We start from the raw sequence: 25,326 nt of genomic DNA on the forward strand, positions 1-25,326 counted from the left end.
GCATTCTGTCAATCACTGTCAATATCTCAATTACCTATTTTTATTTCCTTTTGGTCATATTCCATATTTTTTGGTACGATAAGGATAAAGAAATCAATACATCTCTGTTATTCATGATAAGGAGGAATATGATGAAAAAAATAGTTGGCGCAGATGAATGGATCCGCGCAGCTAGCTGCTTTTTGAGATATCAAGTTTTTGTATTAGAACAAGGAATTCCTGCAGAACTAGAATTCGACGGAAAAGATATCCCGCAACAAAACTATTATCTATTTCTTGATAAAAAAAGACCAGTAGCCACATTGCGTTATGAAAAGAAAACACCTACTTGCTTCAAGCCAGAACGCTTTTGCGTAGCAAAAGAATACCGAGGAAAAGGGTTAGGCGGTCAGTTGCTTGAAGCTGCAGAAAAACGGGCGATGTCAGAAGGTTGTCAGACTAGTTATGTAGTAGCTGAAATGACGGCTGTAGATTTTTATGAAAAACAAGGGTATCATACTTGCACGAAACCTTTTATTGAAGATGAAGTACTTTGTATCGGAATGGAAAAAAGTCTCGCTTAAAAACAAGAGATTGTGACAAAAGGCGTGTCACAATCTCTTGTTTTTTATTTATGCGAATTTTTCTTATTTTTACGAGCAATACGACTTTGCTGTCTGCGTTCGATTTTGCGTTCTTTTTTATTTTTTTCTGCAATTGCCCAATCGATTTTTTTCTTATAACCAGGCTTGATCTTTTTCTTTTTCTTCTTCACAAGTCCAATCAGAGTTGGGTCTAATACATCCTTTGATTTTTCTCGTTTGGTACGTCTATTACGATCATATGTTTTAACGATTTCACCATTTTTGATTTCTTTCGGTTCAAATGAGACGCCTAATTTCTCGATCGCATCAATGGCTTGTTCATCGTTTGGTGAATACAACGTAATGGCCGTTCCTTTTAAACCATTACGTCCAGTACGTCCGACACGATGGATAAAGAAGTCCAGATCTTCCGGGATTTCTGCATTGATAACATGAGAAACACCTTCGATATCGATTCCTCTAGCAGCTAAATCAGTCGCTACAACATATTGATACTCCAGATTCTGTACTTGTCGCATCACTCGTTTTCTCTCTCTTGGTGTGATGTCCCCGTGAATCTTTGCTACTTTCAATCCTTGGTTTTTCAAATAATCAGCAATTTCATCCACATGCTGTTTTGTATTGGCAAATACGATTGCTAAATAAGGATGACCAATCGTCAGCAGTTGATAAATCATTTGATTCTCATCTTTACCTTTTGTTGAAATCAGCCAATTTTCGATATCTTCAGAAATAACTGCTTTCGGCTTGATTTCTTCAATGATTGGATTCTCCATATATTTTCGCAAGAATGGACGCAGTTTTTCTGGAATAGTGGCAGAAAAGACTAAGAACTGCAATTTTTCTGGTAACCGACTTGCAATTTGATCTACTTCATTTAAAAAGCCCATATCCAATGTCATATCCGCTTCATCAACAACAAATGCAAATGCTGTGTGAATCTTCAACGCTTGTTCATTCATCATGTCTAATATTCTACCTGGCGTGCCTACTACGACCTGTGGCTGCTGATGGTGCAGACGGTTTAACTGACGCTGTTTGTCTGTCCCCCCGACAAAATTCGAAACACGGATCTCCGGTGTAGAAAATTTAGCGATTTGTGTAGCTGCTTCATAAATTTGTGCAGCCAGTTCTCTACTTGGAGCTGTAATAACAACTTGTACTTCCTCTTTATCTGCATTGATTTTTTCAAACAACGGCAACAAAAACGTATGTGTTTTTCCTGTACCAGTTTGAGATTGCCCAATGATATTTTTTCCTTTTGCAATTAAAGGAATCAAACGTTCCTGGACCTCTGTGGGCTGTTTGAAGCCCTTTGCGGCTAACGCTTCATTGATAAATGGCTTGAAGCGGAATATATCAAAATTATTCATTCGTGCACCTCTTCTCTTTAAATTATCACGACTTTGGCATTATAACATAGACAAAGTATTTTTGCTCAGCTAATTTCGAGAATCATCATCCTTTGTTTGAGCAATCGTGCTAACGGTATATGTGTGACTAGCTTTTTCATAAAACAGAATCCGTTTTTTTCTCAAAAATGATAGCAAGATATTTAAAATAAAAATACCTTGCAGTAACAAGACACCGAGAGAAATGAATACTGCACTCATCTGCAACACCGTATTCGTTGTCGAATTCATGATTTGCTGAAGCAACTGTCCCAACCAGCTTAAACCATAAAAAAGAAAATATAGATACCCGTAGCGGATAATCAATGCTTTCAAAGAAATTCGCTCGCGGTCTTGCTCCACCAAGCGGATGCGTACAATTTTTTTCCCAAGTGTCCATCCATTGGTTATAAACGGTACAATCATAAAGTATAGCCCTACTTCCAATAAAAGCCACCAGATATGAGAAGTAACTGTCCCTGAATCGAACGCAAGTTTAAAGAAAATCGCTGCGATAAAATTGACAATAGATAAAAATGTCCAGTCGATCAAATAAGCGACCAAACGTCGTGTCAACGAGACAGTTTTTCCTTTTTCATAAGAAAGTTCATCCATCCGTCTTCTCGTAGGAAGCATAAATGTAAATAACGGCGTAACGACAAAACCAATGATTCCACCCAATGTATTTGTCACTAAATCATTCACATCAAATAAGCGGTATGGTCTTGGGTAGATAAAATAAAGGCCACTTAGCTGCGTCAGCTCAAAAAATAGCGATAGACAGAAACTAGCAATCATCGTTTTCATAAAAGAAAGCCGGAAATAATATCTTAAATAAATGCCAAATGGTATGAGTAATAAAACATTAAAAGCTGGTTCCAAAAACACACTCTGCTTCATCGCCGGCAGATAGGTACTAGGTTCAGATAATACCAATACCGTGTTGTCTCTGAAATGTTGCCATGAAGCAAATAAATGCAGCTCCATCTTTGGCCCTGTCATTTGGGCAACCGTCTCCTTTGCCGGAAGTGGTAAGATCACCAGAAAGTATGCACACAATAAATAGAAAACAAAGGAATACAAAATAACTGCCCTTGTTACTAGAAATGTTCCATACTTTCGATATTCATAAATAAAAAAAACAGATGAAATCGCTAAGGCTAAAAATGGAAAAACAATAAGCGCAAAACGAATCGGTTCGATATAACTTGCCATGTGACTCCTCCTTGATTCTTTGTATCTCCCTTATCTTAGCAGTCCTTTGCTGTTTCAAGCAAGTAACGAGGCTATTATTTCTCATTTCTTTCAAAGTAAAGTAAGATAAACTCAAAGGGGGTGTCGAGATGCTGAATATGTACTTTGTTTTTGGCGTACCTATTTTTTTACTGTTCCTTTATGCAACAATTGCTTATGTAAGAAAAAGAACTACGATTCATTATTTAGGATTTATTCTCCTGATTATTTCAGGTTTCATGCTTGTCTTCAACCTTCAGACTTGGCAGCAAGCGCTTCTTGAAATGGATAAAATGACTCCACATGCTTTGTCTAAAATGATTGGCTACCCTGTCTATCTGATTTGGCTTCCCATTTTCATTTCTGGTTGCTTAGTTTTATTAAATATTTATCGCGGTGTACGCCGAATATTTCTCTTACGCAAAACAAAATAACAGGCAGAAATCGGTTGAACCCGATTTCTGCCTGTTTTCTCAATTCAAATGCATACCGATCCCTGGTCCTAACGGTAGTTGGAATACATAATAGAGAATAAATAAAATGATCCATGTGATAGTTAGACTTACAGCATGTGGCAGCATTATGGAAATAATCGTTCCGACACCGGTTTTCTTTTGATATTTCGTGGCAAATGTGACGATCAAAGCAAAATACGGCATCAGTGGCGTAATAATATTGACAGGAGAATCAGCTACTCGATAAGCAGCCAAAACAGCTTCTGGAGCTACTCCCAACTGATAGAGTAATGGAACAAATATTGGGGTTAAAATAGCAAATTTTGGTATCGCTCCCACTAAAATAAAATCAAGAATAAGTGCTAGTGCTAAGAAACTAAGTAACAAGGCTAAGCTGCTCAAATTCATATCTTCAATAATCGTGGCTGAATTGACTGCCCAAACAGTACCTAAATTAGTAAAATTGAAATATGAAATGAATTGGCTAATGATTAACAATAAGAAAATCATCCCACCTAAGTTGCTGAATACTTTAATAATCGGATTTACTACATCCAAACTCGTTTTGACTTTTCCAACTGCCTTTCCAAAACATATCCCTGGAATCAAAAATGAAATCAAGATCAAAGCGATTAAACTATCCATAAAAGGTGTAGAACCAATCAATTCATCAGTTTCAGGATGGCGAAGTGGGGCACCACTTGGTATCGTAATCAACAGGATAAATGCCAGTACCACTAATCACTACTAAGATGGTTGATGCAATCGAAAAATAAAAATTTGCCATTAAATCAACAGAGTAGGATGGATTAATGATATGTACTGCATCATTTAATATTTCGGTAAGCATACCATCCACTGGCGTAATAACTAAGTTGACTCCAAATCCTCCTGAAACACCTGCAAAGGCAGCAGATAAACCTGCTAAAGGATGTCGCCCGACTTTATAAAATACTGCTGCACCTAATGGAATCAATACTAGATACCCAGCATCAGAGGCAATACTCGACATTACGCCAAGAAGTACTAGTACCGCTGTCAGACTAGATTTTGGTACTACCTTTACCAGCTTTCGAATCATCGCACCGATTAAGCCAACCTCTTCTGCAAATCCTACGCCTGCCATCGCCACTAAAGTGACTCCAAGAGCCTGAAAGCTCATCAGATTTGAGACGATCGAAGTCAACATAAAACGGATCCCTTCACCACTCAACAAACTTTTTACATGTGTAGTAGTAAGCTCTAGTGCTCCTGTTTCAGCATTAATAGCATCAAACGTAACGTGTTGACCCATTAGATAAAAAATATGAGACAGTACTCCTACAATAACGATCAAAATTAAGAATATAATAGCTGGATGGGGCACCTTGTTCCCTAGTTTTTCTACTGTATCTAACACTTTATCTAATCTAGAATGTTTTTCTTTTGGCATCTATTCTCCTCCTTTTTCAAACCAGATGAAAGAAAAACAAGCTTTTTCTATGGAATCTTTTTTCATTCATCTGGTTCATTTTTATTTTTAGAATCTTCTTTACTTCAAAGAAATTGCCGTCTTATTCTCTGCAATCTTTCAAACTTTCATGAATATTCTTTTTTACTGAAGGATACAAGCGTTACGAGTGTGAAAATAGTTACGACTGATTGGGAACGTTTTTTCTATGAATACGTTTATTTAACCAAACGATAGATTGCTTCAGCGTAAATAGCTGTTGCTTTCAAAATATCTTCTACGTACATATATTCATTTGGCTGATGCATTACATTTTCTCTACCAGGAAATAAACTACCGTACGCACATCCTTTTTCCAAGATTCGTCCATACGTACCTCCACCAATTGTTTGTTCGTAACCTTTTTCCCCAGTATGTTTTTCGTAAACAGACAATAATGTTTGGATGAATGGATCATCTCCTGAAACATAATGCGGAGTCTTGATGTCTCCAACTATCGAAATTGATACTGATTCATTTTGAAGGACAGTTAGCAAGGATTCTTGAATTTTTTCTTTTGTGATCCCTTTTGGATGACGAATATTAAGAATGATCTTTTTCTCTCCTTCTTGTTGATAAATGAATACATTAGCACTTGAAGTCACTTTTCCCATCACGTCATCTTCATAATCGACCATTAACCGATGCCCATTAAAGTCTTCATGCAGATAACTGGCAATGACAGAAAGATAAGCAGATCCTGAGCTGTCTAATGGATATTGATGCAAAAAGTCGGCGAGATAAGTTCCCGCATTGATACCAAATTTTGGTTCTTGGGCATGTGCAGCTTTTCCATACAGAACGAAGGATGCTTCTCCTTCCTTATATTCAAAAGTCCCTTTCAATTTTTTGTCATCTAGATATTTTGTATATCCAGTTTCTAAAGAAGATAACTTTTCCAAATCAGGAATTTCCAAGACGGCTATTGCCTCGCTTGGTACCATATTTGCACGCAAACCAGAAGAGAATCTTTTCAGTTGCATTTTGTCTGCCTTTTCTTCCTTCAAAGTAAAACTCAACTCGAAAGATAAGATCCCTTTTTCACCATTAATGATTGGGAAATTGGCATCTGGCGAAAATCCAAATGCTGGCATTTCTTCTTTTTCCATATAACGATGGATACCTATCCACTCACTCTCTTCATCTGTTCCGAAAATGAATCGAATTTTTTTCGATGTTGATAATTGCAGTTCTTTGATAATTTTCATCCCATAATAGGCAGCAATACAAGGACCTTTGTCATCACTTGAACCTCTTGCGAACAATTTCCCTTCTTTGATGATTGGTTCGAACGGATCAGTTGCCCACCCTTCTCCTGGCGGTACGACATCTACATGTCCTAAGATACCAAGTGCTTCTGCTGTTTCTTCCCCATATTCTATATGTCCGGCTAGATTATCAATGTTTTTAACTCTGAAGCCATCTCTTTCCCCAAATGACAGTACTTTTTTCAATGCTAAAGCAGGACCAGCGCCTAGTGGATATTCATCTGTCTGATGTTCGATATCCCTTACACTATTGATGCGTAGCAATTCACTTAAATCCTCTAGCAACATCTCTTTTGTGCTTCTTGCAACCAGTTTATTTCCATAAGATCCTCCTTGGTAGAAATGACTTAATTTCTTAACGGGTATTTATGGTCAAAAGTTTGTTTCCAATGAATTTCAAATCATTTTTTGCTATCTACGTTTCAAATAAAGGTAAAACGGGATACCAGCAAGTGTCAATGCAATCCCCATCGAAGCTAAAAAAGTTTGAGTGATAAGTGTGCTTGATACAATAAAGGTTCCTCCAATGATTGCTACTAATGGGATAAACGGATACATCGGAACTTTATATGGTCGAATCAGATCAGGTTCTTTTTTACGAAGAAGAATGACACCAACAAAGACCATCGTATAAAAAATCCAAATGACAAAGATCAGCATATCCGTTAGTGTATCAAAACCACCGACCATCATCATGCCAATAGCGATGACTAGCTCTAAGATACCTGCGGCTACAGGAACTTTAGTTTTATCATGAAGTTTAGCAAAAAGCTTGCTAAAAGGCAGATTGTTTTCTTTTGCCATAACATAAGGAAGACGCATTCCAGTAAGGGTATAGCCATTGATAGTTCCATAAACAGAAATCAAGATACCAACTGTGACCAGTTTTCCACCAAAGCCGCCAAAAATCATTTTTGCAACATCACTTGCCGCATTGCTGTTTCCTACGACTCCGTCGATAGATGCGGTTCTTAAGAACACCGCATTTACTAATAAATAAACGATCATGATTCCGATGATTCCTAAAGAAATGGCTTTTGGCAAATCTTTCGCCGGCTTTTTCAATTCTCCCGAAATATTTCCTACGTGTATCCAACCGTCGTATGCGAACATCGTTGCTAGTAAGCCAGCTCCCAAAGCAGAGAAAAATGAAAGGTTTTCTCCTGCTTGGATCGGAAACAGTTGGAAGTCTACTCCTTCTTGTCGGAATAAACCGAAAATAACGATCACAAACAAAGGAATGAGTTTGCAGATAAGCGTAATCGACTGAAAAGCTCCTCCAGCTTTAGAACCTAAAAAATTGATCAGCATGATCGATACAGCAGCTGTAACAGCTACAGGAACAATCATCGACTGGGAAAGATCAAATAAATTGACGAACTGTGTACCGAAAATGATCGACAAGGCTGCTACATTTGCTGGAAAATAAATCACGACTTGAGCCCAGCCAAGTAAAAATGCTGCTGTATTTCCATAAATCCGTTCGATATATTTGATCATCCCGCCTGTTTCAGGAATAGCCGCTGCCAATTCAGCTCCTGTCAGTCCTGCACAAACAGAAATCACACCACCTAGAAACCAGGAAAACATATGCAAACTGACGGTACCTGTTACTTCTGCTACGCTTGCGGCTTTGAAAAACACCCCTGCACCGATCACTGTGCCCATAACAGTCGATAAAGCAGTGAAAAAACCCATCGTACGCTTCAATTCATTTTCCGTTTTTACTTCCTTTACTGGCGTGGCTTGATATTCTTCCATTACTTACCTCCTTCCATACCATAGCCAAAAAGTATAGAAACCTTTTTGGCTATAGTTCTTGTTTTATACCGTCTCTGCTAATTTTTCTCTCAGTTTTTCCAACATATCCTTTGTCATTGCATCTAAATCGTATTTTGGTAAAAAGTCCCATTCCTCTTGCGCACAAGAAACATCTAGTGAGTTTGGCCAAGATTCTGCTATCGATTGACGCACAGGATCGACATCGTAATCCATTTTAAAATCTGGTATGATTTTTTGAATAGATGCTTTGATTTCTTCAGGCTCAAAAGACATTGCCGATATATTAAAGGCATTTCGATGAACTAGTCGATTAGGGTCTGCGTTCCTGAGCTTTATAATGGCATCGATCGCATCTGGCATATACATCATATCCATTGATGTACCTTGATCAATGAAACTAGTGTACTTTCCTTCTTTGATTGCTGAATAATAAATATCGACTGCGTAGTCTGTCGTACCGCCTCCCGGCAAGGTCGCATAAGAAATCAATCCAGGGAAACGGACACCACGAGTATCTACGCCATATTTCACATAATAATAATCACATAGTAGTTCTCCAGCTACCTTCGTTACCCCATACATGGTTGTAGGGCGCTGAAGGGTATCTTGTGGGGTATGATCTTTTGGAGTATTTGGACCAAACGCGCCGATTGAACTTGGCGTAAAAAATTTCAGCTGGAATTCTTTAGCGACTTCCAATGCATTGACCAGCCCAGTCATGTTCAAATCCCATGCTAACTGTGGTTTTGCTTCCGCAACAGCTGACAAAAGAGCAGCCAAATGGATCAATGTGTCCACTTGATATTGTTCTGCTATGCTGCGCATTTTTTCGTAATCCATTACATCTAGGATCTCAAAGATATCGTTTTTCCCAATGACTTCAGGCATGCGTATATCTGTCGCAATGACATTTTCACTGCCTAGTTCTTGACGTAGCCGTGTGATCAACTCTGAACCAATTTGTCCTAAACATCCTGTCACCAATACTTTTTTCATGATGATCCTCCCTGATCTTTTTTTACTACTATCTTCAGATGATTAACAATATATGCGTGAACATGTTCTCTAATTTTAAATATGCGAAAAAACTAAATTAGTTAAATAATTTCCATTTCTTTTCCTATTTTTTGATAAACCGCTACTGCTTCATCAAGCATTTCCTTTGTATGTTCCGCAGTCGGCATATTTCTGATTCTGCCTGTCCCCAGAGGAACAGTTGGATAAACGATTGGTTTAGCATAAATCCCATGTTCGATCAGTTTCTTAGAGAAAGTCTGAGTCACTTTTTCATCTCCTAAAATAACTGGAGTGATAGGTGTTTCAGACACACCGATGTTATAGCCGACTTTTTTCAATTCTTCTTTAAAATAATTAGCATTTTCCCAAACTTTTTCGACAAGTTCCGGATGTTCCTGCATCAAAGAGATCGAAGCCAACGCAGATGCAGCTGCTCCAGGAGTTAGCGAGGTAGAAAATAGAAATGGCCGGCTTCTGGCTTTCAACCAGTCAATCAGTGTTTTTGAACCAGCTACATAACCCCCAACAACACCTACAGCTTTCGATAACGTACCCATTTGCATATCAATTTTGTCGCTTAATCCAAAATGTTTGACGGTTCCTGCACCTTTTCCAGTTACACCTGAGCCGTGCGCATCATCTACATAGGTGATGAGTCCATATTTTTCGGCGATCGGGATGATTTCCGGCAATCGCGCAATGTCTCCATCCATGGAGAAAACCCCATCTGTGATATACATGATTTTTTTATATTTCTTACTTTCTACGGCTTCCTTCGCTTTATTCTCAAGGTATTCCATATCTTGATGTTTGACTCGGATGATTGTTGCTCCGGATAAACGGTAGCCATCAATGATAGATGCATGGTTTAATTCATCCGATAAGATAGCATCTTCTTTGGTCATTACTGCAGAGATAGCGCCCATATTACAGTTGAATCCAGATTGAAAGGCGATTGCAGCTTCTGTCCCTTTGAATTCTGCGATTTTTTCTTCTAATTGTTGATGGATCTTCAGCGAGCCATTGATTGTTCGGACTGCACCTGCTCCTACGCCATAAGTTTCAGTTGCTTCAATACATGCTTTTTTCAATTCTTTGCGATTGGCAAACCCGAGGTAATTGTTGGATGCCAGATTGATCATCTTTTTTCCGTCTACGATGATACAAGCACCATTTTCACTTTCTAGTATATCGATCGTGTTGTACAATCCCTTTTCTTTCAGTTGCTCCAATTCTTTCTCCAAATACATCGTTAACTCTTTGGAAGACATGGCCTCCACCTCCATATTCATCTGTCTTGCAGAACATACCAAACATATATCGTGTCATTCATCTACGAAGCAAGTATGCCACACGATTGGTAACGCTTACATTAATTATGAGAGTTATTTAACCATATTTTTTATTTACTGCATCTTTTTACTTTCCAAGAACTTGTATAGTATGAAAAGTTAACTTTTATATAATAGTGGTATTTTGATTTACCTAGAAAGAAAACACAACAAAACCATTGATAGAAGCTAGCTAGATAAAGTCTAGTATATTCTGAATTTTTAAACTATTTCTCGCATAGACCAATAAAAAATAAAAAAATAAGCAAAAAGCTTTCATCTTTATTTATCAGCAATTTTTAATCTTATTATCTGATCATTTTTTCACAAAATATTTATATTGAATTTGAAAAAAAGACTGTGATAAATGTCTTATCACAATCCCTTCTTCCGAATAAACGGTGTTCTCCTGCCAACTCCTCGGACACAATCTCCATCATTTTTTGTTATTTTTAATCCAATTATCTGGTGTGAAAGATGGATCGTCAATAGACCACTCTAGAAAAAATTCTTCTAAAAATTCACGCATAAAGCCTTCTCTACGTTTGGCTTCTTTGTATCCGTAATCAGTGTTCATTTTATCAGGCAGCAAGAACAGTTTTTCATAAAAATGATTGATCACTGTCGTGCCTTTTCGGTAATTTTTTTTGTCCTTGAATGTTTGTGGATACAGTTCAGAATCAAAAATCGGGTGTCCATGTCCTCCACCGAAATAAGCAGTTCGCAAAATGCCGATTGCTCCTAACGCTTCGATACGATCAGCATCTTGAACGATCTTCCCTTCCAAAGATAGTTCGACTGCTTCAGAGAGATTTTTAGAAAAGGACATATTTTCGATAATAGCAAAAATCATTGAAATCTGTTCCTCTGTGATTGGCAAAGAGCGAAGAAATACACGAAGCTGTTGCTTTGCTTCGTTCTCATCTTTAACGACTTTATCATCAATCGTATCATGTAGGTAAGCTGCTGCAAGCGTCACAAAACGGTCTGCCTGCGGTTCCGTATCCAAAATTCTCTCTGCTAGCTTGACGACTCTTTTGGTATGGTCGCTTCCATGTCCCGTTTGATCATGTGCTAATTGTTCCATGCTATAATCAGCGATTACTTGTAATTTATCCATCCAGTCCACTTCTTTCTTAAGTAAATAGCTGAAAACATCTAATCGATTAGATGAATTCCAGCTATCTTTATAAATAGGTTTTATTTTACCTGATATACATTGAAATATAGTTCTCTCATGTAATCGATCAGATATTGTGGATTAAGTGGTTCATGCGTTGCATCCATAATCAATTGATTTGGCTTTCTAGATGCACCAAATTGATGGATATGCTCTGACATCCAATTTTTGATTGGAGAGTAATCATCTGACGCTAAAACATTTTCCACATCTATTTCTTGCTGCAAAGAATGAAGTAATTGTGCCGCATACATGTACCCTAATGCATAAGATGGAAAATAACCAAAGCTTGCACCTGACCAATGAACGTCTTGTAAGATCCCTTCCACATCATTTGTTGGTCGTATTCCCAGATACTCTTCATATTTTTGATTCCATATCTCAGGTAATTCAGCAACATCTACCCCTTCATTGAAAATCATTTTTTCGATTTCATAACGAATGATGATATGGAGAGGGTAAGTCAAACTGTCTGCCTCGATACGAACCAAACTTGATTGTGTATGTTTCAATGAACGATAAAACTTGTCAAAAGGAATATCATCGAATGTTCCTTCTGCACATTCCTGGAAGAAAGGATATTGCTTTTTCCAGAAGCTGCGACTACTTCCCACAATGATCTCATTAAACAACGATTGTGATTCATGAATACCCATTGATGTACCTTGATAAATTGGTGTATAAGCATATTTATCATCGATGTCTTGTTCATACATTCCATGACCAGCCTCGTGGATCACTCCAAAAACAGCCATTTTGAAATCTGTTTCGTTCCAGCGTGTCGTGATCCGTGCATCATTTGGATTGATTCCAGTCATAAATGGGTGGACAGTATCATCTAGACGACCACGACTAAAATCATAACCAAGTTGTTCGATCACTTTTACTACAAATCTCTTCTGTTGTTCCTTTGTCATTCTCCGATTTAAGAAGTCTGTTTCAGGTTCCGTCCCTTTTTCTTGGAGCGTACGGCGGATCGTAAGAATTCCTTCTTTGAGTTGATCAAATACCTTATCGAGGATTTCAACAGTCATCCCAGGTTCATATTGGTTCAGCAAAACATCATAATCTGTCTTTTCTTCTTTTTTCCAATAAGGTATCAATTGTTTTGTCAATTCGATATTTTGGTTCAATGCTTCTTGAAAATCAGAAAACTGTTGTGTTTCTCTAGCTTTTTGCCATTGACCATGAGCGGAAGAAACAGCAGCTGTATATTTTCTCATGAGATCTTCCGGTACGCGATGTTCTAAATCATACTCTTCTTTTACTTTGTCAAAAACGGACGTTCCGACTTCCGATAATTCTTCCGGATGTTCAGAAAAATAGCGAATGGCTTCTTTAATTTTTGGACCGATCTTTTTTGAAAAATAAATACTGTAAAGATAGCTATCTACTTCACTCCGGTATGCACTAGCTTTTTCTGGCATACCTGTTTGTGTATCCCAATCGAGGATTCCTAAAGCTTGTTGTAGAAGATTGATTTCTTTTACTTCTTGTAAAAACTCTTTTTCTTTCATTCCCTATTCCTCCAAACATCCAATTGAATGAATCAATTAGTCATATTATTCGTCTTTCTCTTTTTTTCTGGGCGGACGAGTTCCCCAATACTGGAACAGATCCGTACGCAAAGCGCCATTATACAATTTTCTTTTTTTGGTTGCTTTTTGTCCGTAAAATTCCTCAAACGCTAAGTCGCTAGTCAAGATATATTTACTCCATGTTTTTAATGGACGGAATACATCGCCCATTTCTTTATATAATTTTCGAACGGTTTCTTCTTCTCCTAGTCGTTCTCCGTATGGCGGATTAGCAACGATGACCCCATATTCTTTATCTGTCTTGAAGTCTTTAACTGCTTGTTGTTTAAAGACAATCGAAGAGCCTAGTCCGATTTCTTCTGCATTGGCTTTGGCAATTTCAATCATTCGTCCATTGATATCTGAACCAGTAATATCTAATTCAATATCATAATCTGCTTTTTCTTCTGCTGCTGATCGAACCTCTTCCATGATTTCCTGACTGAACCAGTCCCAAGATTCGCAAGCAAACTCGCGATTGAATCCTGGTGCGATATTATGGCCTATTAAGGCTGCTTCAATACAAAGCGTACCTGAACCACATACAGGATCATAAAATGGACGATCTTTCCGCCAATTTGTCAGCATCACAAGCGCGGCCGCCATGTTTTCTTTCAATGGTGCACCACCTTTTTCTAAGCGATAACCGCGTTTGAATAAACTTGGTCCTGTCGTATCCAAAGTTACCATCACATGGTCTTTCAGCAAAGCTACTTCCAATTGGAAATGTGCGCCTGTTTCCGTCAATGGAACAGAAGCTGGACGATGGTAATACGTACGAAGACGTTCAACGATTGCTTTTTTTGTGATCGCCTGACAATCAGGTGTACTATACAGTTTCGACTTGATCGATTTTCCAGCTACAGGGAAAGCTGCATCTAGTGGAAGAAAATCTTCCCAAGGCAATGCTTTTACGTTTTCAAACAATTCATCAAACGTATACGCATCGAATTCCCCAACCACGATTTTCACTCGATCTGCTGTACGTAACCATAAATTAGCTGTAGCGATCGTTTCCATTGTTCCTTCAAATCGTGCACGTCCGTTCTCAACTTGGCATTCGATTCCAAGATCTCTTAATTCTTTACCAACCAGCGCTTCGAGACCGCTTGCCGCAGTTGCGACGAGGTTGAACTTCCTGTTTTTTTCCATACATAATCTCCTTATTTATAAAAAAAGGGGGGTGGGACATCAGTCAGTCCTACCCCACGCTTTTACTCAAACTCCGAATAACCGGTGACACAAAAGCCTGTTTTGCAATAAGAACAACATACTTTTGTCACGACCTTATTCCCTGATGTTTGCGGTTTTCTATAAGCCATGTTCTGTACTTTGCTTTTCCAGGGAGAAAAAGCAAAGCGGTAACCATCTATCTGCAGTTGTACTGCCTTTTTGTCTTGTTCTTCTTCCAGACAAAAAGCGCCCCTACCATTGTTTGGGTTGCTCGCTCGAGGGGTTTACCGCGTTCCACCGGATGGGTTTCCCCAGCCGCTTCGTCACTGTGGCACTTTCAAGGATACTTAAGCATAGCCGAAGCCTTAGCTTGTTTTCCTGCCGTTACTCCAAAGAGTACCTTAGCTTATGGTTTCGCTAAGCACGAACACTACAGGCATCACAGCCTGTGCGAGCATGGACTTTCCTCAGCCTGATCAAGTCAGACCGCGATTACCCGAAAACCGCAAATTCATTAGTCAAAAATTAAAATTGACGTGTTTTTTCATTATCATCTAAGCTTGTATCTGCATTTGTGTAGTTATTTGGATTAGGTTGTGCTGGTTTGACTGCACTTGCTTGTTGATCAAGCTTTTTACCGAATACTTCACGTTCAAGGTTTGACAAGCGTTTTAAGATATCGAAATTGGTTACTGCTGCGCTCTTCGGTGCTTCTGTTTGCTGCACACGTGTTTGAGCTGCTCCTTGAGTTTTAGATAATTGAGCTACTTTTGCACTCAATCGATCGTTTTCTTCTTGTAAAGCAAGGAGTTCTTTGCTGTAAGTTTCATAATCTTTGATGATATTGTCTAAGAATTCATCAACTTCAACGGGATCATAGCCGCGCATTTTTGTTTTGAATTCTTGTTGTAAAATGTCTTTAGGACTATAAACCAAATTCGCCATATTTACACCTCTAGTTTTCATTTACGTAATAACATTTCTACCTTTTTCATTGTATAGGAAAAAAGTTGATAAATCAAACACAATATCGATTATTCACTAAAATTTTGAAGATCGTCCATACTGATCAGCCGAATTTCGTAGGGATGATCTGCTTGGTAATTCTGTGCATCTTCAAAAAAATACTTCGTTTTCCCAGAGAATTCTTCATCATAGATCAGCAGACAGCCTACTGTATGTTCAAGTATAAAACGAGTATGATTCTTTAGCTGGCTAGGTGATTGGTAGGGTTGATGGCTAACAGCTTCGACATAATCTGCTAATTGTTCTGCTAATTGTTTCTTCTCTTGGTTCCCTTCATTCCAGTTATTACCAAAATCAGCAAAAGGATACAAAATACCAAGGGAAAGTTCCGGATATTCTTCTTTCAATTCCGCTACTGTTTGCACGGTCCATAGTTCAACGCCCAAATTCCCACTGACAAGTATCCATTCCACCCCTTCTTCTGCTAATTGACGGAGTTCCCTTTTTAAAACATTTTTAACAACTTGTATTTTAGGGTCATTTTCTTTAAAAACACCGAGTTCGAAACTTCGATACCCAGACACATAGATTACTTTTGACTTATCCATCTCAGATTCCTTTTCTTTCTATCTGCTTTTTTGCTATAATGTGGCCTAGGAGTGTGATTAAAGATGGTATTGCGCTATCCAAACGGCCAACCTTATTATAAGAATGCCTCTCCCGTCGAAAAAATTCAAGAAAAAAGAAAACAAATCACCGAATTCGGCAATCGGGGGATGCGCTTTGAAGAAGCAATCAATGAAAGTAATGAGTATTATCTTTCCCGCGGGTTGGCAGTTATCCATAAAAAGCCTACCCCTATCCAAATCGTGAAAGTAGACTATCCTAAGAGAAGCGCTGCTGTAATCAAAGAAGCCTACTTTACCCAAGCCTCAACCACAGACTATAATGGCGTCTATCGAGGCTTTTACTTGGACTTTGAAGCAAAAGAAACCAAGAACAAAACATCGTTTCCCTTTAAAAACTTCCATGCCCATCAAATCGAACACATGAAAGCATGCCTCGAACAAAAAGGAGTCTGCTTTGTCTTATTATGGTTTTCGACATTGAAACGCTGTTTTTATTTGAATAGTGTTAATTTGATTGCTTACTGGGATGCCCAAAAGGAAAAAGGACGCAAATCACTGCCTTTATCATTGATCGAAGAACTAGGAATAGAGATCAAAACTGGTATTTCTCCGCGGATTCCTTATTTGGACGCGGTTGATTTCTATTTATCAACATTATCTATTGAAGGAGAAAGCAAGAATGGCAAATGAACAAACTAGAAGCTCTAGACGACAGAAACAGCCTACTCCTAAAAAGAGTGTGAAGAAGAATTCTGGCAAAGGTTCTGGGAAGACTTCTGGACCACATAAAAAAGGATTGTTTATCAAGATTCTTTTAGGCATCCTCTCGTTTTTCTGTATCCTCTTTTTAGCAGGTGTAGGACTGTTCTGGTATTACGCAAAAGATGCGCCCGAATTGACAGATAAAAAATTGGACGCTACCGTATCTTCCAAATTATATACACAAGATGGCGAATTATTCGAAGATCTAGGTGCGGAAAAGCGAGAAAAGATTTCTGCAAATGAATTACCGAAAACATTGGAAGATGCGATCGTGTCAGTAGAGGATCGGCGTTTTTATAAACATATCGGGGTTGACCCTATTCGGATCATCGGTTCTGCCCTTTCTAATTTCACCTCTGGCGGTCTACAAGGCGGAAGTACTTTGACACAACAATTGATCAAACTGTCCTTCTTCTCTACCAGCGCCGAGGATCAGACTCTGAAACGGAAGGCTCAAGAAGCGTGGATGGCTGTAAGATTGGAACAGAAAAAATCGAAACAAGAAATTTTGACCTACTACGTAAATAAAGTGTACATGTCAAATGGTTTGTACGGGATGGAGACAGCTTCTGAGATGTACTTTGGTAAGAAACTATCAGAACTTTCTTTACCACAAACAGCATTGCTTGCTGGAATGCCTCAAGCCCCTTCTGCCTATGATCCTTATGTTTATCCAGATCAGGCGAAGAAAAGACGAGATACTGTTTTGTATACGATGCTTCAAAACGAAAAAATCTCTCAAACAGAATATGATCAAGCTGTCAATGTACCGGTAACGGATGGTTTGCAAGAGCTGACTCAATCTGATGACAACACTAAGATCGTCGATAATTATGTCAAAGAAGTCATCAATGAAGTACAAGAAAAAACAGATAAGAATGTCTACACAGACGGTTTAGAGATCTATACGAATTTGGATCTGGATGCTCAAAAGAAACTATATGATATCGTCAATACGGATCAGTATGTCTCTTATCCAGACGACGAGATGCAAGTTGCCTCCACGCTTATCGACACAAATACCGGGAAAGTCAAAGCCCAGATTGGCGGGCGTCACATCGCAGAAGACGTGACTTTAGGCAACAACTTAGCAGTGAATACTTCCCGTGATTTTGGTTCTACGATGAAACCTGTCACAGATTACGGACCAGCTTTTGAATATTTGAAATATTCTACTGGAAAAACTATCACTGACGCACCGTATAACTATGAAGGCACTTCTACTCCTGTAGGAAACTGGGATAATCAATATATGGGCACCATTACTTTACGCCAAGCACTTTACTTATCCCGTAATGTTCCAGCAGTCAAATTATTCAATGAAGTCGGTTCAGATAAAGTGGCTTCTTTCTTAAAAAATCTTGGGATCGAATACAGTACGATCCATCAATCGAATGCGATCTCTAGTAATACGGAAGAACAAGATGGGACAAAATACGGAGCTTCTTCCTTAAAAATGGCAGCAGCCTATGCGGCTTTCGCCAATGGAGGAACCTATTACAAACCTCAATATGTTAATAAAATCGTCTTCCAAGACGGTACAGAAGAAACTTATGAACCTGATGGAAAAACAGCCATGTCTCCAGAAACAGCTTATATGATCACAGACATTTTAAAAGATACAATCACTGAAGGTACTGGTACGAATGCGCAAATCGCTGGGTTATATCAAGCCGGTAAGACCGGAACATCAAATTATACAGATGACGAGTATGCGAAACTTGGTATTTCTTCTGGTGTATATCCAGATATCCTATTTGCGGGCTATACACCAAATTATTCGATTTCCGTGTGGACAGGTTACAACAATAAAATGACACCTGTCACTTCAGAATCGTCACACGTGGCCTCTGATGTTTATCGCGAGCTTATGCAGTATGTTTCAGCTAACGTGACAAATACAGACTGGGAGATGCCAAGTGGCTTGATTCGTGTGGGCGGTGAACTGTACTATAAGGATCAATATACAGTGAGATCAAATACAGTTGCGCCATCAACAACTATTCCTTCTTCCAGCTATGTCCAGACTCCTGGAAGTTCAACAACAGAGACGACGACTCAAACTAGCTCTACTAGTCAAAGTGAATCAACCGCTGAGTCCTCAACAGAAAGCACGACAGCAGAGACAAGTGAGCCAGCGTCATCAACGACGGTTCCTACTTCTTCATCTGAAGAAAGCTCGACGCCGTCTTCATCTGCTCCTCCTGCTTCTTCCAGTGAACCAGCAACTAGCGAAGCGGATGCTGCAAATGACCATACACCATCCAGTAGCACCTCAGCTTCTGGAAACAGATAGAAAAAAGAAACCACGTCTACAGGCGTGGTTTCTTTTTTAGCGTCTTTTCTTTTAGGCGCATCCGATTTTTCCCATCTTGACATATTGATAGCAAAGGACACACCTCACACTTAGGATTTCTTGCTGTACAATGATATCTACCGAAAAAAATCAGTGTATGATGTGTCTTTACCCATAATTCTTGTGGCACTTTCCGCATCAGTGTTTCTTCTACTTCCATGACCGAGGCATCTAGTTTGCAGATCCTCAGTCGTTTTGAAACACGCTCAACATGGGTATCTACTGCGATTGCTGGTATCCCGAATGCATCTCCTAATACGACATTTGCCGTTTTTCTGCCAACGCCAGGAAGAGACATCAATTCTTCTCTTGTCGTTGGTACTTGTCCGTCGAAACGTTCAATCAGCTGCTGTGCACACGATTTGATATTTTTTGCTTTGTTACGATACAAACCAATCGTTTTTATTTTGAGGATGATTTCATCGATTGAAGCATCTGCTAATGCATCAGGTGTTGGGAAGGAGGCAAACAAATCTGGCGTTGCTTTATTTACTGATACATCTGTCGCTTGGGCACTTAAGATCACTGCAATCAATAACTCAAATGGATTATTGTGTTTCAGTTCTCCGTGTGCTTCTGGGAACATTTCATACATCGTTTCTAGAGCTTCCATTGTCTTTTGTTTGCTTAACATATCCTGCTACTCCTCCAACCAATTTCTCAGCGAAACTTTTGGCAATTCTTCTTGTTGAGTCGGCTGCTCTACTTCTCTTTGAAGAAGTTGCTGTTTCCTTCGTTTTTGGTCTTCTTCTACTTGCTGTTTTGTACGTAGATTTTTTCTTTCCCACGATAGCAAAATGCGGTCAACATAATTAAAACTATAAGCCTGATTCAATACGGCTTCCCGTAGTGCTAGCTTCAAAATTTCCGGCTGATAATGGTCTTCTTCTAGCCATTGACCAATCCGCTGGAACTCGATCGAAGAAAGCGGGCGTCCAAATTCTTGTTCAAATAATTGATACACTGACTGGATTTCTTTTTCTTGTGTTTTTTCTTCGTATTTTTTTTCTTGTGTTTTTAAATACTCACCTAATTGATTATAAATAGGGTAAAGATTATATCGATCTGCTTTTTTACCGTTGACAATCGTCGTTTCTATCTTGATAAATCCATTTGTTACGAGACGATCCAGTATTTGAAAAATCTGATCTTGTTTGATTCCCATATCCATAGCAATCATCTGCAAATCAGGGAAAGTATCTCCTTCAAGCTGTGCCATGTGCAACTGTAGAACAAATAAAAATTCTTCAGATTGCAGACCGATCCTATGATAATTTTTAAGTAAAAGATTAGATATGACTGTTTGTCCAGCGCTTAAGTAATTTTCTAAATTCAACATGATTTCTCCTCCGCTCAATCACAGTATACGTAAAAAAAACATGGGAAGCAAGAACAGGTTTCTTTTCTATTGCTTCACTGATCGGTCAGATTTATAGTGTCGTCTACTTGATTTTTGTTTGTTTATGTTTTTGATGCGCATCTTCACTTTTCGGAATAAATAAATTAAGTAGATTTTGCTATTTCTTATAATGTTGACAAGGAAACAAAATTGCTATACACTATTTTTGTTTCCAAGTTAACATTATTTCATAAAGGAGTTTTTTAAATGTTCAGTTTCACAAATAAACATTCTAAAGTTTTTGGATATATTTCTGTCTTATTCACTGGATTAGGATTTACTATCGTCAGTCCTGTACTTCCTTTTTTAGCGCTGCCTTATTCCCACTCCGCACATCAGCAAGCTTTCTATATCACTTTGCTCATGTCTGTTTATGCTCTAGCTGCCTTCTTATCTGCCCCCATTCTCGGTAGCTTAAGTGATCATTTTGGGCGTCGTCCGATCCTTATTATCAGTTTATTAGGATCAAGTATTGGATATTTGATTTTTGGTTTAGGAAATTCGATATGGATGTTGTTCCTTGGTCGTATCATTGAAGGATTGACAGCAGGAGAAATCTCCACCTTATACGCTTACTTTGCCGACATCACGGAACCTAATGAAAGAACCAAAGTTTTTGGATGGATGGGTGCTTTAGTCGGTATAGGAACAACGCTTGGTCCTATTATAGGTGGTCTATTAGCTGAGTTGGGGAATTCTGTTCCTATATTTATTGGAGCACTCTTTACTTTCTTAAATGCCGTTTATGGCTACACATTTATGCAAGAAAGCCTTCCAATGAAAAAACGTTCAGTAGATTTAAGTTTCTCCCATGTAAGACCTTTTCACCAATTAAAACAATTATTCAAGATTTCATCCGTTATTCCTTTATTGACAGCCGGTTTTGCTGTTTGGTTAGCGGCTGGCTCTCTTCAATCTATCTTTTCTCAATTTTCGATTGACACCTTTCAGTGGAAAGCGGGGTTGGTTGGTTTAAGCTTCTCTTTGATTAGAATCTTGGATATTGTCTCGCAATTGTTCATTATGCCTCGATTGCTCAAAAAAATTTCAGAACAGCAGATCACAAGAATAGGAATGTACAGTGAAATCCTCGCCTATTTATTCATCACATTATCTGGAATTCTTCTACTGCCGATTTTGTTTTTATTTGGGATTATCTGTTATGGTTTTGGCGATTCTATTTTTACTCCTGTATTCAATGGCCAACTATCCAATTCTGTCTCAGAAAACCAGCAAGGTCTTGTAATGGGCGGTACCCAAAGCATACAATCTTTATCGCGCGTCATCGGCCCGCTAATCGCAGGACAGCTTTATCCCGTAGCACCATTTCTTCCGACGATATTCGGGTTTTTGCTTATGATTTTTGCCTATTATTATTACAATATAAAACATTAGTTTCATTTGCTACTTCGTATAAATTCTCTGTATCGACCGATAAAACGAAATACTGTGTCAAATTCTTCTTTTGACATATTTTCAAATACAGCAGCATCTCGCTGGACCCATTTTTGATGGAGCTGCTCGTGTCTATTCCTTATTTTTTGTCCGATTGGCGTCAATTGAAAATAGATTTCTTTTTTATTCTCTTCGCTTTGATAAGTGTTTATGATCCCTCTGGCTATCAGCTTTTTTGTTAACTTACTGATGGCTCCTCTAGTCATATAACTAGCATTCGCTAATTTTGTCACGTTAGGATCAGGGATTTTCCCGATATGTTCAATCACTTCTAGTTCATTTAGCGTAAATCCTGCAAATTCTTTTTCCATTTCTGGTTTATTACGATGAATAATCTCATTAGCTAAATCCAGATATTCTTCTATTAGCAGCTGTCTTTTATCCATTTCTACACCTTCTTTTTCTTTCATTATATTATTTTTTTGTTTCCTAAACAACAAAGTTAAAAGGATTTTGTAGTAAAAAAGAGAATGAAATCAAGAAAAAAGGGGTTTGACAAAAATGTCATAACCCTTTTTTCCGAATAAACGGTGTTTAAACATCATCTTCTGTTTCTAGTTCATACGGCTGTCCTTCATATGTGTACTCCGTATTCAATGTGCCGTCATTTTCATCTGAGTAGATGCGCCGACTGAAAGGAAAACGATGAGAAGCATTATCTTTCGCATCTTCTGCTGGCATCGTATAATATTCCTCTTGTGTTTCATTCAATTGAGAGAGCACTTGCTCCGCCAACTCATCTATATTGATCGTCGACTCTTTCGCAACATTTTTATAATCTTCTAAAAATGCATCTTGTTGGACAAAATATTCTTTATTCATCTTCTTTCTCACCTTTCTTTTCAAGTTCAAGTAAAACTGCTTGTTCTTTTATGTAACAGCTTTATCTTTGTTGCTTATTGTGACAAAAAATGCGAAGAAAGACAACTAATTGTACTTTCACAAAAAGACAGAGGGTCGTGACAAAAAATGCGTCACAACCCTTTTTCCAAAATAAACGGTAATCAGTCAAAACTAAACAGCTCTTTCATAACCGCTCCCGTCTGTCTTTCTTTATTGTGCTGTTTCGATTTCGCCTAGCGCTGCTTGTGCAAGTAGGTTCAAGTAATTCCAAGGACGGTCAAAATGTGGTTGGAAGAAGAAGTCTGAAAGAGCAAGATCTTCTACAGTCATTTTATTTTGAACAGCTAAAGACATAGTATTTGCTGATTGCGTAATGTCGTATTTAGACATGAACTGAGCACCAACGATACGATTTGTGCCTTTTTCATAAACTAACTCCATCATTACTTTTTCGGTAGTCGGCATGAACTCTGGACGATAATTATCTTCAAATACCGTTGCTTGGACTTCTAAATCGTTCAATGTTGCGCTTTCTTTAGTTACTCCTGTCGAGCCAATCGTCCAGCCAAATAGATAAAGTCCTGAAGTTCCTTGAGTCCCACGATACGCCATTTTATGCTCTGTCAAGTTATTTCCTACAAGCAAGCCTTGGCGCACGGCATTTGTTGCCAGAGGAATATAGTTTTGTGTACCACTTGGATTGTAGTTGACTACTGCTGAATCTCCAGCGGCAAAAATGTCTGGATCACTTGTTTGCATGTATTCATTTACTTTGATTGCCCCATTCGGCAGTGTCTCTACTTTTCCTTCGATCAGTTTTGTATTTGGACGGAAGCCCACACATAAAATGACCATATCTGTATCAAATGTATCTGTTGGTGTAGCTACTTGTTTCACTTTTCCTTCTTCATCTGTGATGAATTCAGTGACATTTTCACCTAGTGCAAGAGTGACACCGCGGTCTGTCAATTCTTTTTCTAGGATATCTGTGAACGGTTTATCTAGATATTTATTCAAGATGCGGTCTAACCCATCAATCAATGTTACTTGTTTTCCAGATTCGACAAAAGCTTCGACTAATTCAATACCGATATACCCACCACCAACGATTACTACACGTTTCGCTTCTTTCGCTTGTGCAATGATTTCATTTGCTTGGTTGTAGTTTTTGCACAGGAGTACATTTTTTGCATCAATTCCACTAATCGGTGGGATGATAGGCCATGAACCAGTTGTCATTACTAATTTATCATAAGAAACCGTTTCTGTTTCTCCTGTTTTCAGATCTTTTGCCGTCACTGTTTTGTTTTCTGTATCGACGTCTGTTACATCGTGTTCCATTTTAACTGTTGCTCCTAATGAAGATAATTCTTCAGGGTTTGAGTAGAACAAGCCTGCTGGGTCTTTTACTACTCCGCCGACATAAAGTGCGATACCGCAAGATAAGAAAGAAATATTGTCATTTCTTTCATATACTGTCACTTCTGCTTCTGGATGATTTTTTAAAATACTTTTTACAGCTGCAGTACCTGCATGAGTACAGCCAATTACTACTACTTTCATTTATGGTCCCTCCGATTAACATTTTGTCCTTCGACAAAATTACTATAACAGAAATAAAACGGATACAACAGTTTAATGCTTGTGAATTCACAAAGGTTTATTTGTAGTTTTACTCATTTACAATCATAGAAATCCATTGTTAGCAAGATTCTTATTGTGATAATATTCACTTTAACATTTGTCCTTGTGAATAAAAGACAAAAAAATAAAAAAAAGCTAGCGTTTTTTTACGCAGCCAGCTTTTTTAGGTGTAACACTTGTAGAAACTGTTTTTACATTTGTGCCTTTTTTGCTGATTCTATACAGTCTGGACAAAGTCCATACAATTCCAGCCGATGTTCGTTAATCTCAAAATCAGTCAGCCTACTCGCAGCCATTTCTATATCTTCTAACCCTGGGTAATGAAAATCAACGATCTTACCACAGTTTTCGCAAATCACATGATAGTGACGCTTTGAGCTGAAATCAAAACGGCTAGAAGCATCGCCGTACTTCATTTCTTGAACAAATCCAATCGAAGTAAACAGACGAAGATTGTTGTAAACGGTCGCAACACTCATGTTTGGGAAACGATGTTCAAGTGCTTTATAAATCTCATCAGCTGTTGGATGGGAATGATGTTCAATCAAATATTCTAAAACCGCGTACCGTTGAGGTGTGATTCGAATGTTCTCTTTTTTTAACTTTTCGATAACCTCTTCGACTAACTTATTTTCCATGTAAACACCCCACGTTGTTATTCTCGTCTTATCATACTATTTTTACATTTTAAAATCCACTTAGCATGAAAAGAAAATTCAATTTTATTGTATTTTAATGAAAAACAGACGTAAAACAGTCATGTTCACCATTCTACGTCTCTATTCAACTAAC

At 38.3% G+C, this 25,326-nt stretch carries 22 protein-coding genes, 1 other RNA gene and 1 pseudogene; 5 read left to right on the forward strand and 19 right to left on the reverse strand.

Going from position 1 to position 25,326, the window contains the following annotated elements; translation table 11 throughout:
• Positions 1-131: 131 nt before the first annotated feature.
• Complete coding sequence (locus IGK53_RS06815; RefSeq protein ID WP_002309339.1) at positions 132-563, forward strand: GNAT family N-acetyltransferase; 432 nt, start codon at positions 132-134, stop codon at positions 561-563.
• A gap of 44 nt (positions 564-607) precedes the next feature.
• Here the strand turns inward: IGK53_RS06815 and IGK53_RS06820 are convergent, their stop codons facing one another.
• The gene (locus IGK53_RS06820; protein ID WP_002309341.1) at positions 608-1,957 is read right to left on the reverse strand and encodes a DEAD/DEAH box helicase; all 1,350 of its coding nucleotides are present in this window, start codon (positions 1,955-1,957) and stop codon (positions 608-610) included.
• A gap of 69 nt (positions 1,958-2,026) precedes the next feature.
• On the reverse strand, positions 2,027-3,190 hold the full coding sequence (locus IGK53_RS06825; protein ID WP_002329179.1) for a VanZ family protein: 1,164 nt from the start codon (positions 3,188-3,190) through the stop codon (positions 2,027-2,029).
• Positions 3,191-3,318: 128 nt separating this feature from the next.
• On the opposite strand from IGK53_RS06825, the gene IGK53_RS06830 reads away from it, so the two are divergent.
• Positions 3,319-3,642, forward strand: a complete 324-nt coding sequence (locus IGK53_RS06830) for a hypothetical protein (protein WP_002329178.1) — start codon at positions 3,319-3,321, stop codon at positions 3,640-3,642.
• Between the two features lie 39 nt (positions 3,643-3,681).
• Here the strand turns inward: IGK53_RS06830 and IGK53_RS06835 are convergent.
• The 11 genes and pseudogenes from IGK53_RS06835 to IGK53_RS06885 all read right to left on the reverse strand — a co-directional run bounded on the left by IGK53_RS06835 (position 3,682) and on the right by IGK53_RS06885 (position 16,054).
• Positions 3,682-5,095, reverse strand: a pseudogene (locus IGK53_RS06835) (AbgT family transporter).
• Positions 5,096-5,331: 236 nt separating this feature from the next.
• Positions 5,332-6,708, reverse strand: a complete 1,377-nt coding sequence (gene pepV, locus IGK53_RS06840) for a dipeptidase PepV (protein WP_430604672.1) — start codon at positions 6,706-6,708, stop codon at positions 5,332-5,334.
• 123 nt (positions 6,709-6,831) lie between these two features.
• The gene (locus IGK53_RS06845) at positions 6,832-8,181 is read right to left on the reverse strand and encodes an APC family permease (protein WP_002329174.1); all 1,350 of its coding nucleotides are present in this window, start codon (positions 8,179-8,181) and stop codon (positions 6,832-6,834) included.
• Between the two features lie 63 nt (positions 8,182-8,244).
• On the reverse strand, positions 8,245-9,198 hold the full coding sequence (locus tag IGK53_RS06850) for an L-threonine 3-dehydrogenase (protein WP_002329173.1): 954 nt from the start codon (positions 9,196-9,198) through the stop codon (positions 8,245-8,247).
• Positions 9,199-9,299: 101 nt separating this feature from the next.
• Positions 9,300-10,490: a glycine C-acetyltransferase gene (locus IGK53_RS06855; RefSeq protein WP_002329172.1), complete on the reverse strand. Its 1,191-nt coding sequence runs from the start codon at positions 10,488-10,490 to the stop codon at positions 9,300-9,302.
• Positions 10,491-10,986: 496 nt separating this feature from the next.
• On the reverse strand, positions 10,987-11,670 hold the full coding sequence (locus IGK53_RS06860; RefSeq protein WP_002329171.1) for an HD domain-containing protein: 684 nt from the start codon (positions 11,668-11,670) through the stop codon (positions 10,987-10,989).
• A gap of 80 nt (positions 11,671-11,750) precedes the next feature.
• A complete protein-coding gene (locus tag IGK53_RS06865) occupies positions 11,751-13,247 on the reverse strand; it encodes a carboxypeptidase M32 (RefSeq protein ID WP_002329170.1) in 1,497 nt (498 codons plus the stop codon).
• 45 nt (positions 13,248-13,292) lie between these two features.
• The gene (locus tag IGK53_RS06870; protein WP_002329169.1) at positions 13,293-14,459 is read right to left on the reverse strand and encodes a THUMP domain-containing class I SAM-dependent RNA methyltransferase; all 1,167 of its coding nucleotides are present in this window, start codon (positions 14,457-14,459) and stop codon (positions 13,293-13,295) included.
• Positions 14,460-14,616: 157 nt separating this feature from the next.
• Positions 14,617-14,984: RNase P RNA component class B (gene rnpB, locus IGK53_RS06875), an RNA gene on the reverse strand.
• Positions 14,985-15,005: 21 nt separating this feature from the next.
• Positions 15,006-15,425, reverse strand: coding sequence for a cell division regulator GpsB (gpsB, locus tag IGK53_RS06880; RefSeq protein WP_002295835.1), 420 nt, complete (start codon positions 15,423-15,425; stop codon positions 15,006-15,008).
• 89 nt (positions 15,426-15,514) lie between these two features.
• A complete protein-coding gene (locus IGK53_RS06885) occupies positions 15,515-16,054 on the reverse strand; it encodes a DUF1273 domain-containing protein (RefSeq protein ID WP_002329168.1) in 540 nt (179 codons plus the stop codon).
• Between the two features lie 63 nt (positions 16,055-16,117).
• On the opposite strand from IGK53_RS06885, the gene recU reads away from it, so the two are divergent.
• Together recU and IGK53_RS06895 are read left to right on the forward strand one after the other, a co-directional pair.
• A complete protein-coding gene (gene recU, locus IGK53_RS06890) occupies positions 16,118-16,765 on the forward strand; it encodes a Holliday junction resolvase RecU (protein WP_002329167.1) in 648 nt (215 codons plus the stop codon).
• Positions 16,755-19,133, forward strand: coding sequence for a PBP1A family penicillin-binding protein (locus IGK53_RS06895; protein WP_002329166.1), 2,379 nt, complete (start codon positions 16,755-16,757; stop codon positions 19,131-19,133). Before recU ends, IGK53_RS06895 begins: the two co-directional genes overlap by 11 nt.
• A gap of 16 nt (positions 19,134-19,149) precedes the next feature.
• Here the strand turns inward: IGK53_RS06895 and nth are convergent, their stop codons facing one another.
• Entirely contained in the window at positions 19,150-19,827 is a 678-nt protein-coding gene (nth, locus tag IGK53_RS06900; RefSeq protein WP_002329165.1) for an endonuclease III, read from the reverse strand.
• A gap of 6 nt (positions 19,828-19,833) precedes the next feature.
• Positions 19,834-20,532, reverse strand: a complete 699-nt coding sequence (locus tag IGK53_RS06905; protein WP_002329164.1) for a DnaD domain-containing protein — start codon at positions 20,530-20,532, stop codon at positions 19,834-19,836.
• Positions 20,533-20,799: 267 nt separating this feature from the next.
• Here IGK53_RS06905 and IGK53_RS06910 point away from each other — a divergent pair, with 267 nt between their 5' ends.
• Positions 20,800-21,987, forward strand: coding sequence for a tetracycline resistance MFS efflux pump (locus IGK53_RS06910; protein ID WP_002329163.1), 1,188 nt, complete (start codon positions 20,800-20,802; stop codon positions 21,985-21,987).
• Between the two features lie 2 nt (positions 21,988-21,989).
• Here the strand turns inward: IGK53_RS06910 and IGK53_RS06915 are convergent, their stop codons facing one another.
• From IGK53_RS06915 to IGK53_RS06930, 4 genes are all read right to left on the reverse strand, one after another.
• Positions 21,990-22,433 (reverse strand): MarR family winged helix-turn-helix transcriptional regulator, encoded by a 444-nt coding sequence (locus tag IGK53_RS06915; RefSeq protein WP_002329162.1) that lies wholly within the window; start codon positions 22,431-22,433, stop codon positions 21,990-21,992.
• Positions 22,434-22,581: 148 nt separating this feature from the next.
• On the reverse strand, positions 22,582-22,869 hold the full coding sequence (locus IGK53_RS06920) for a DUF5960 family protein (protein ID WP_002309371.1): 288 nt from the start codon (positions 22,867-22,869) through the stop codon (positions 22,582-22,584).
• A gap of 231 nt (positions 22,870-23,100) precedes the next feature.
• Positions 23,101-24,453 (reverse strand): NADH oxidase, encoded by a 1,353-nt coding sequence (locus IGK53_RS06925; RefSeq protein WP_002309372.1) that lies wholly within the window; start codon positions 24,451-24,453, stop codon positions 23,101-23,103.
• 272 nt (positions 24,454-24,725) lie between these two features.
• Positions 24,726-25,172, reverse strand: coding sequence for a Fur family transcriptional regulator (locus IGK53_RS06930; RefSeq protein ID WP_002329160.1), 447 nt, complete (start codon positions 25,170-25,172; stop codon positions 24,726-24,728).
• Between the last annotated feature and the right edge of the window lie 154 nt (positions 25,173-25,326).

Origin of the sequence: Enterococcus sp. DIV1224, from assembly GCF_050555455.1 — a bacterium.
Taxonomy (GTDB): Bacteria; Bacillota; Bacilli; order Lactobacillales; family Enterococcaceae; genus Enterococcus_B; species Enterococcus_B lactis.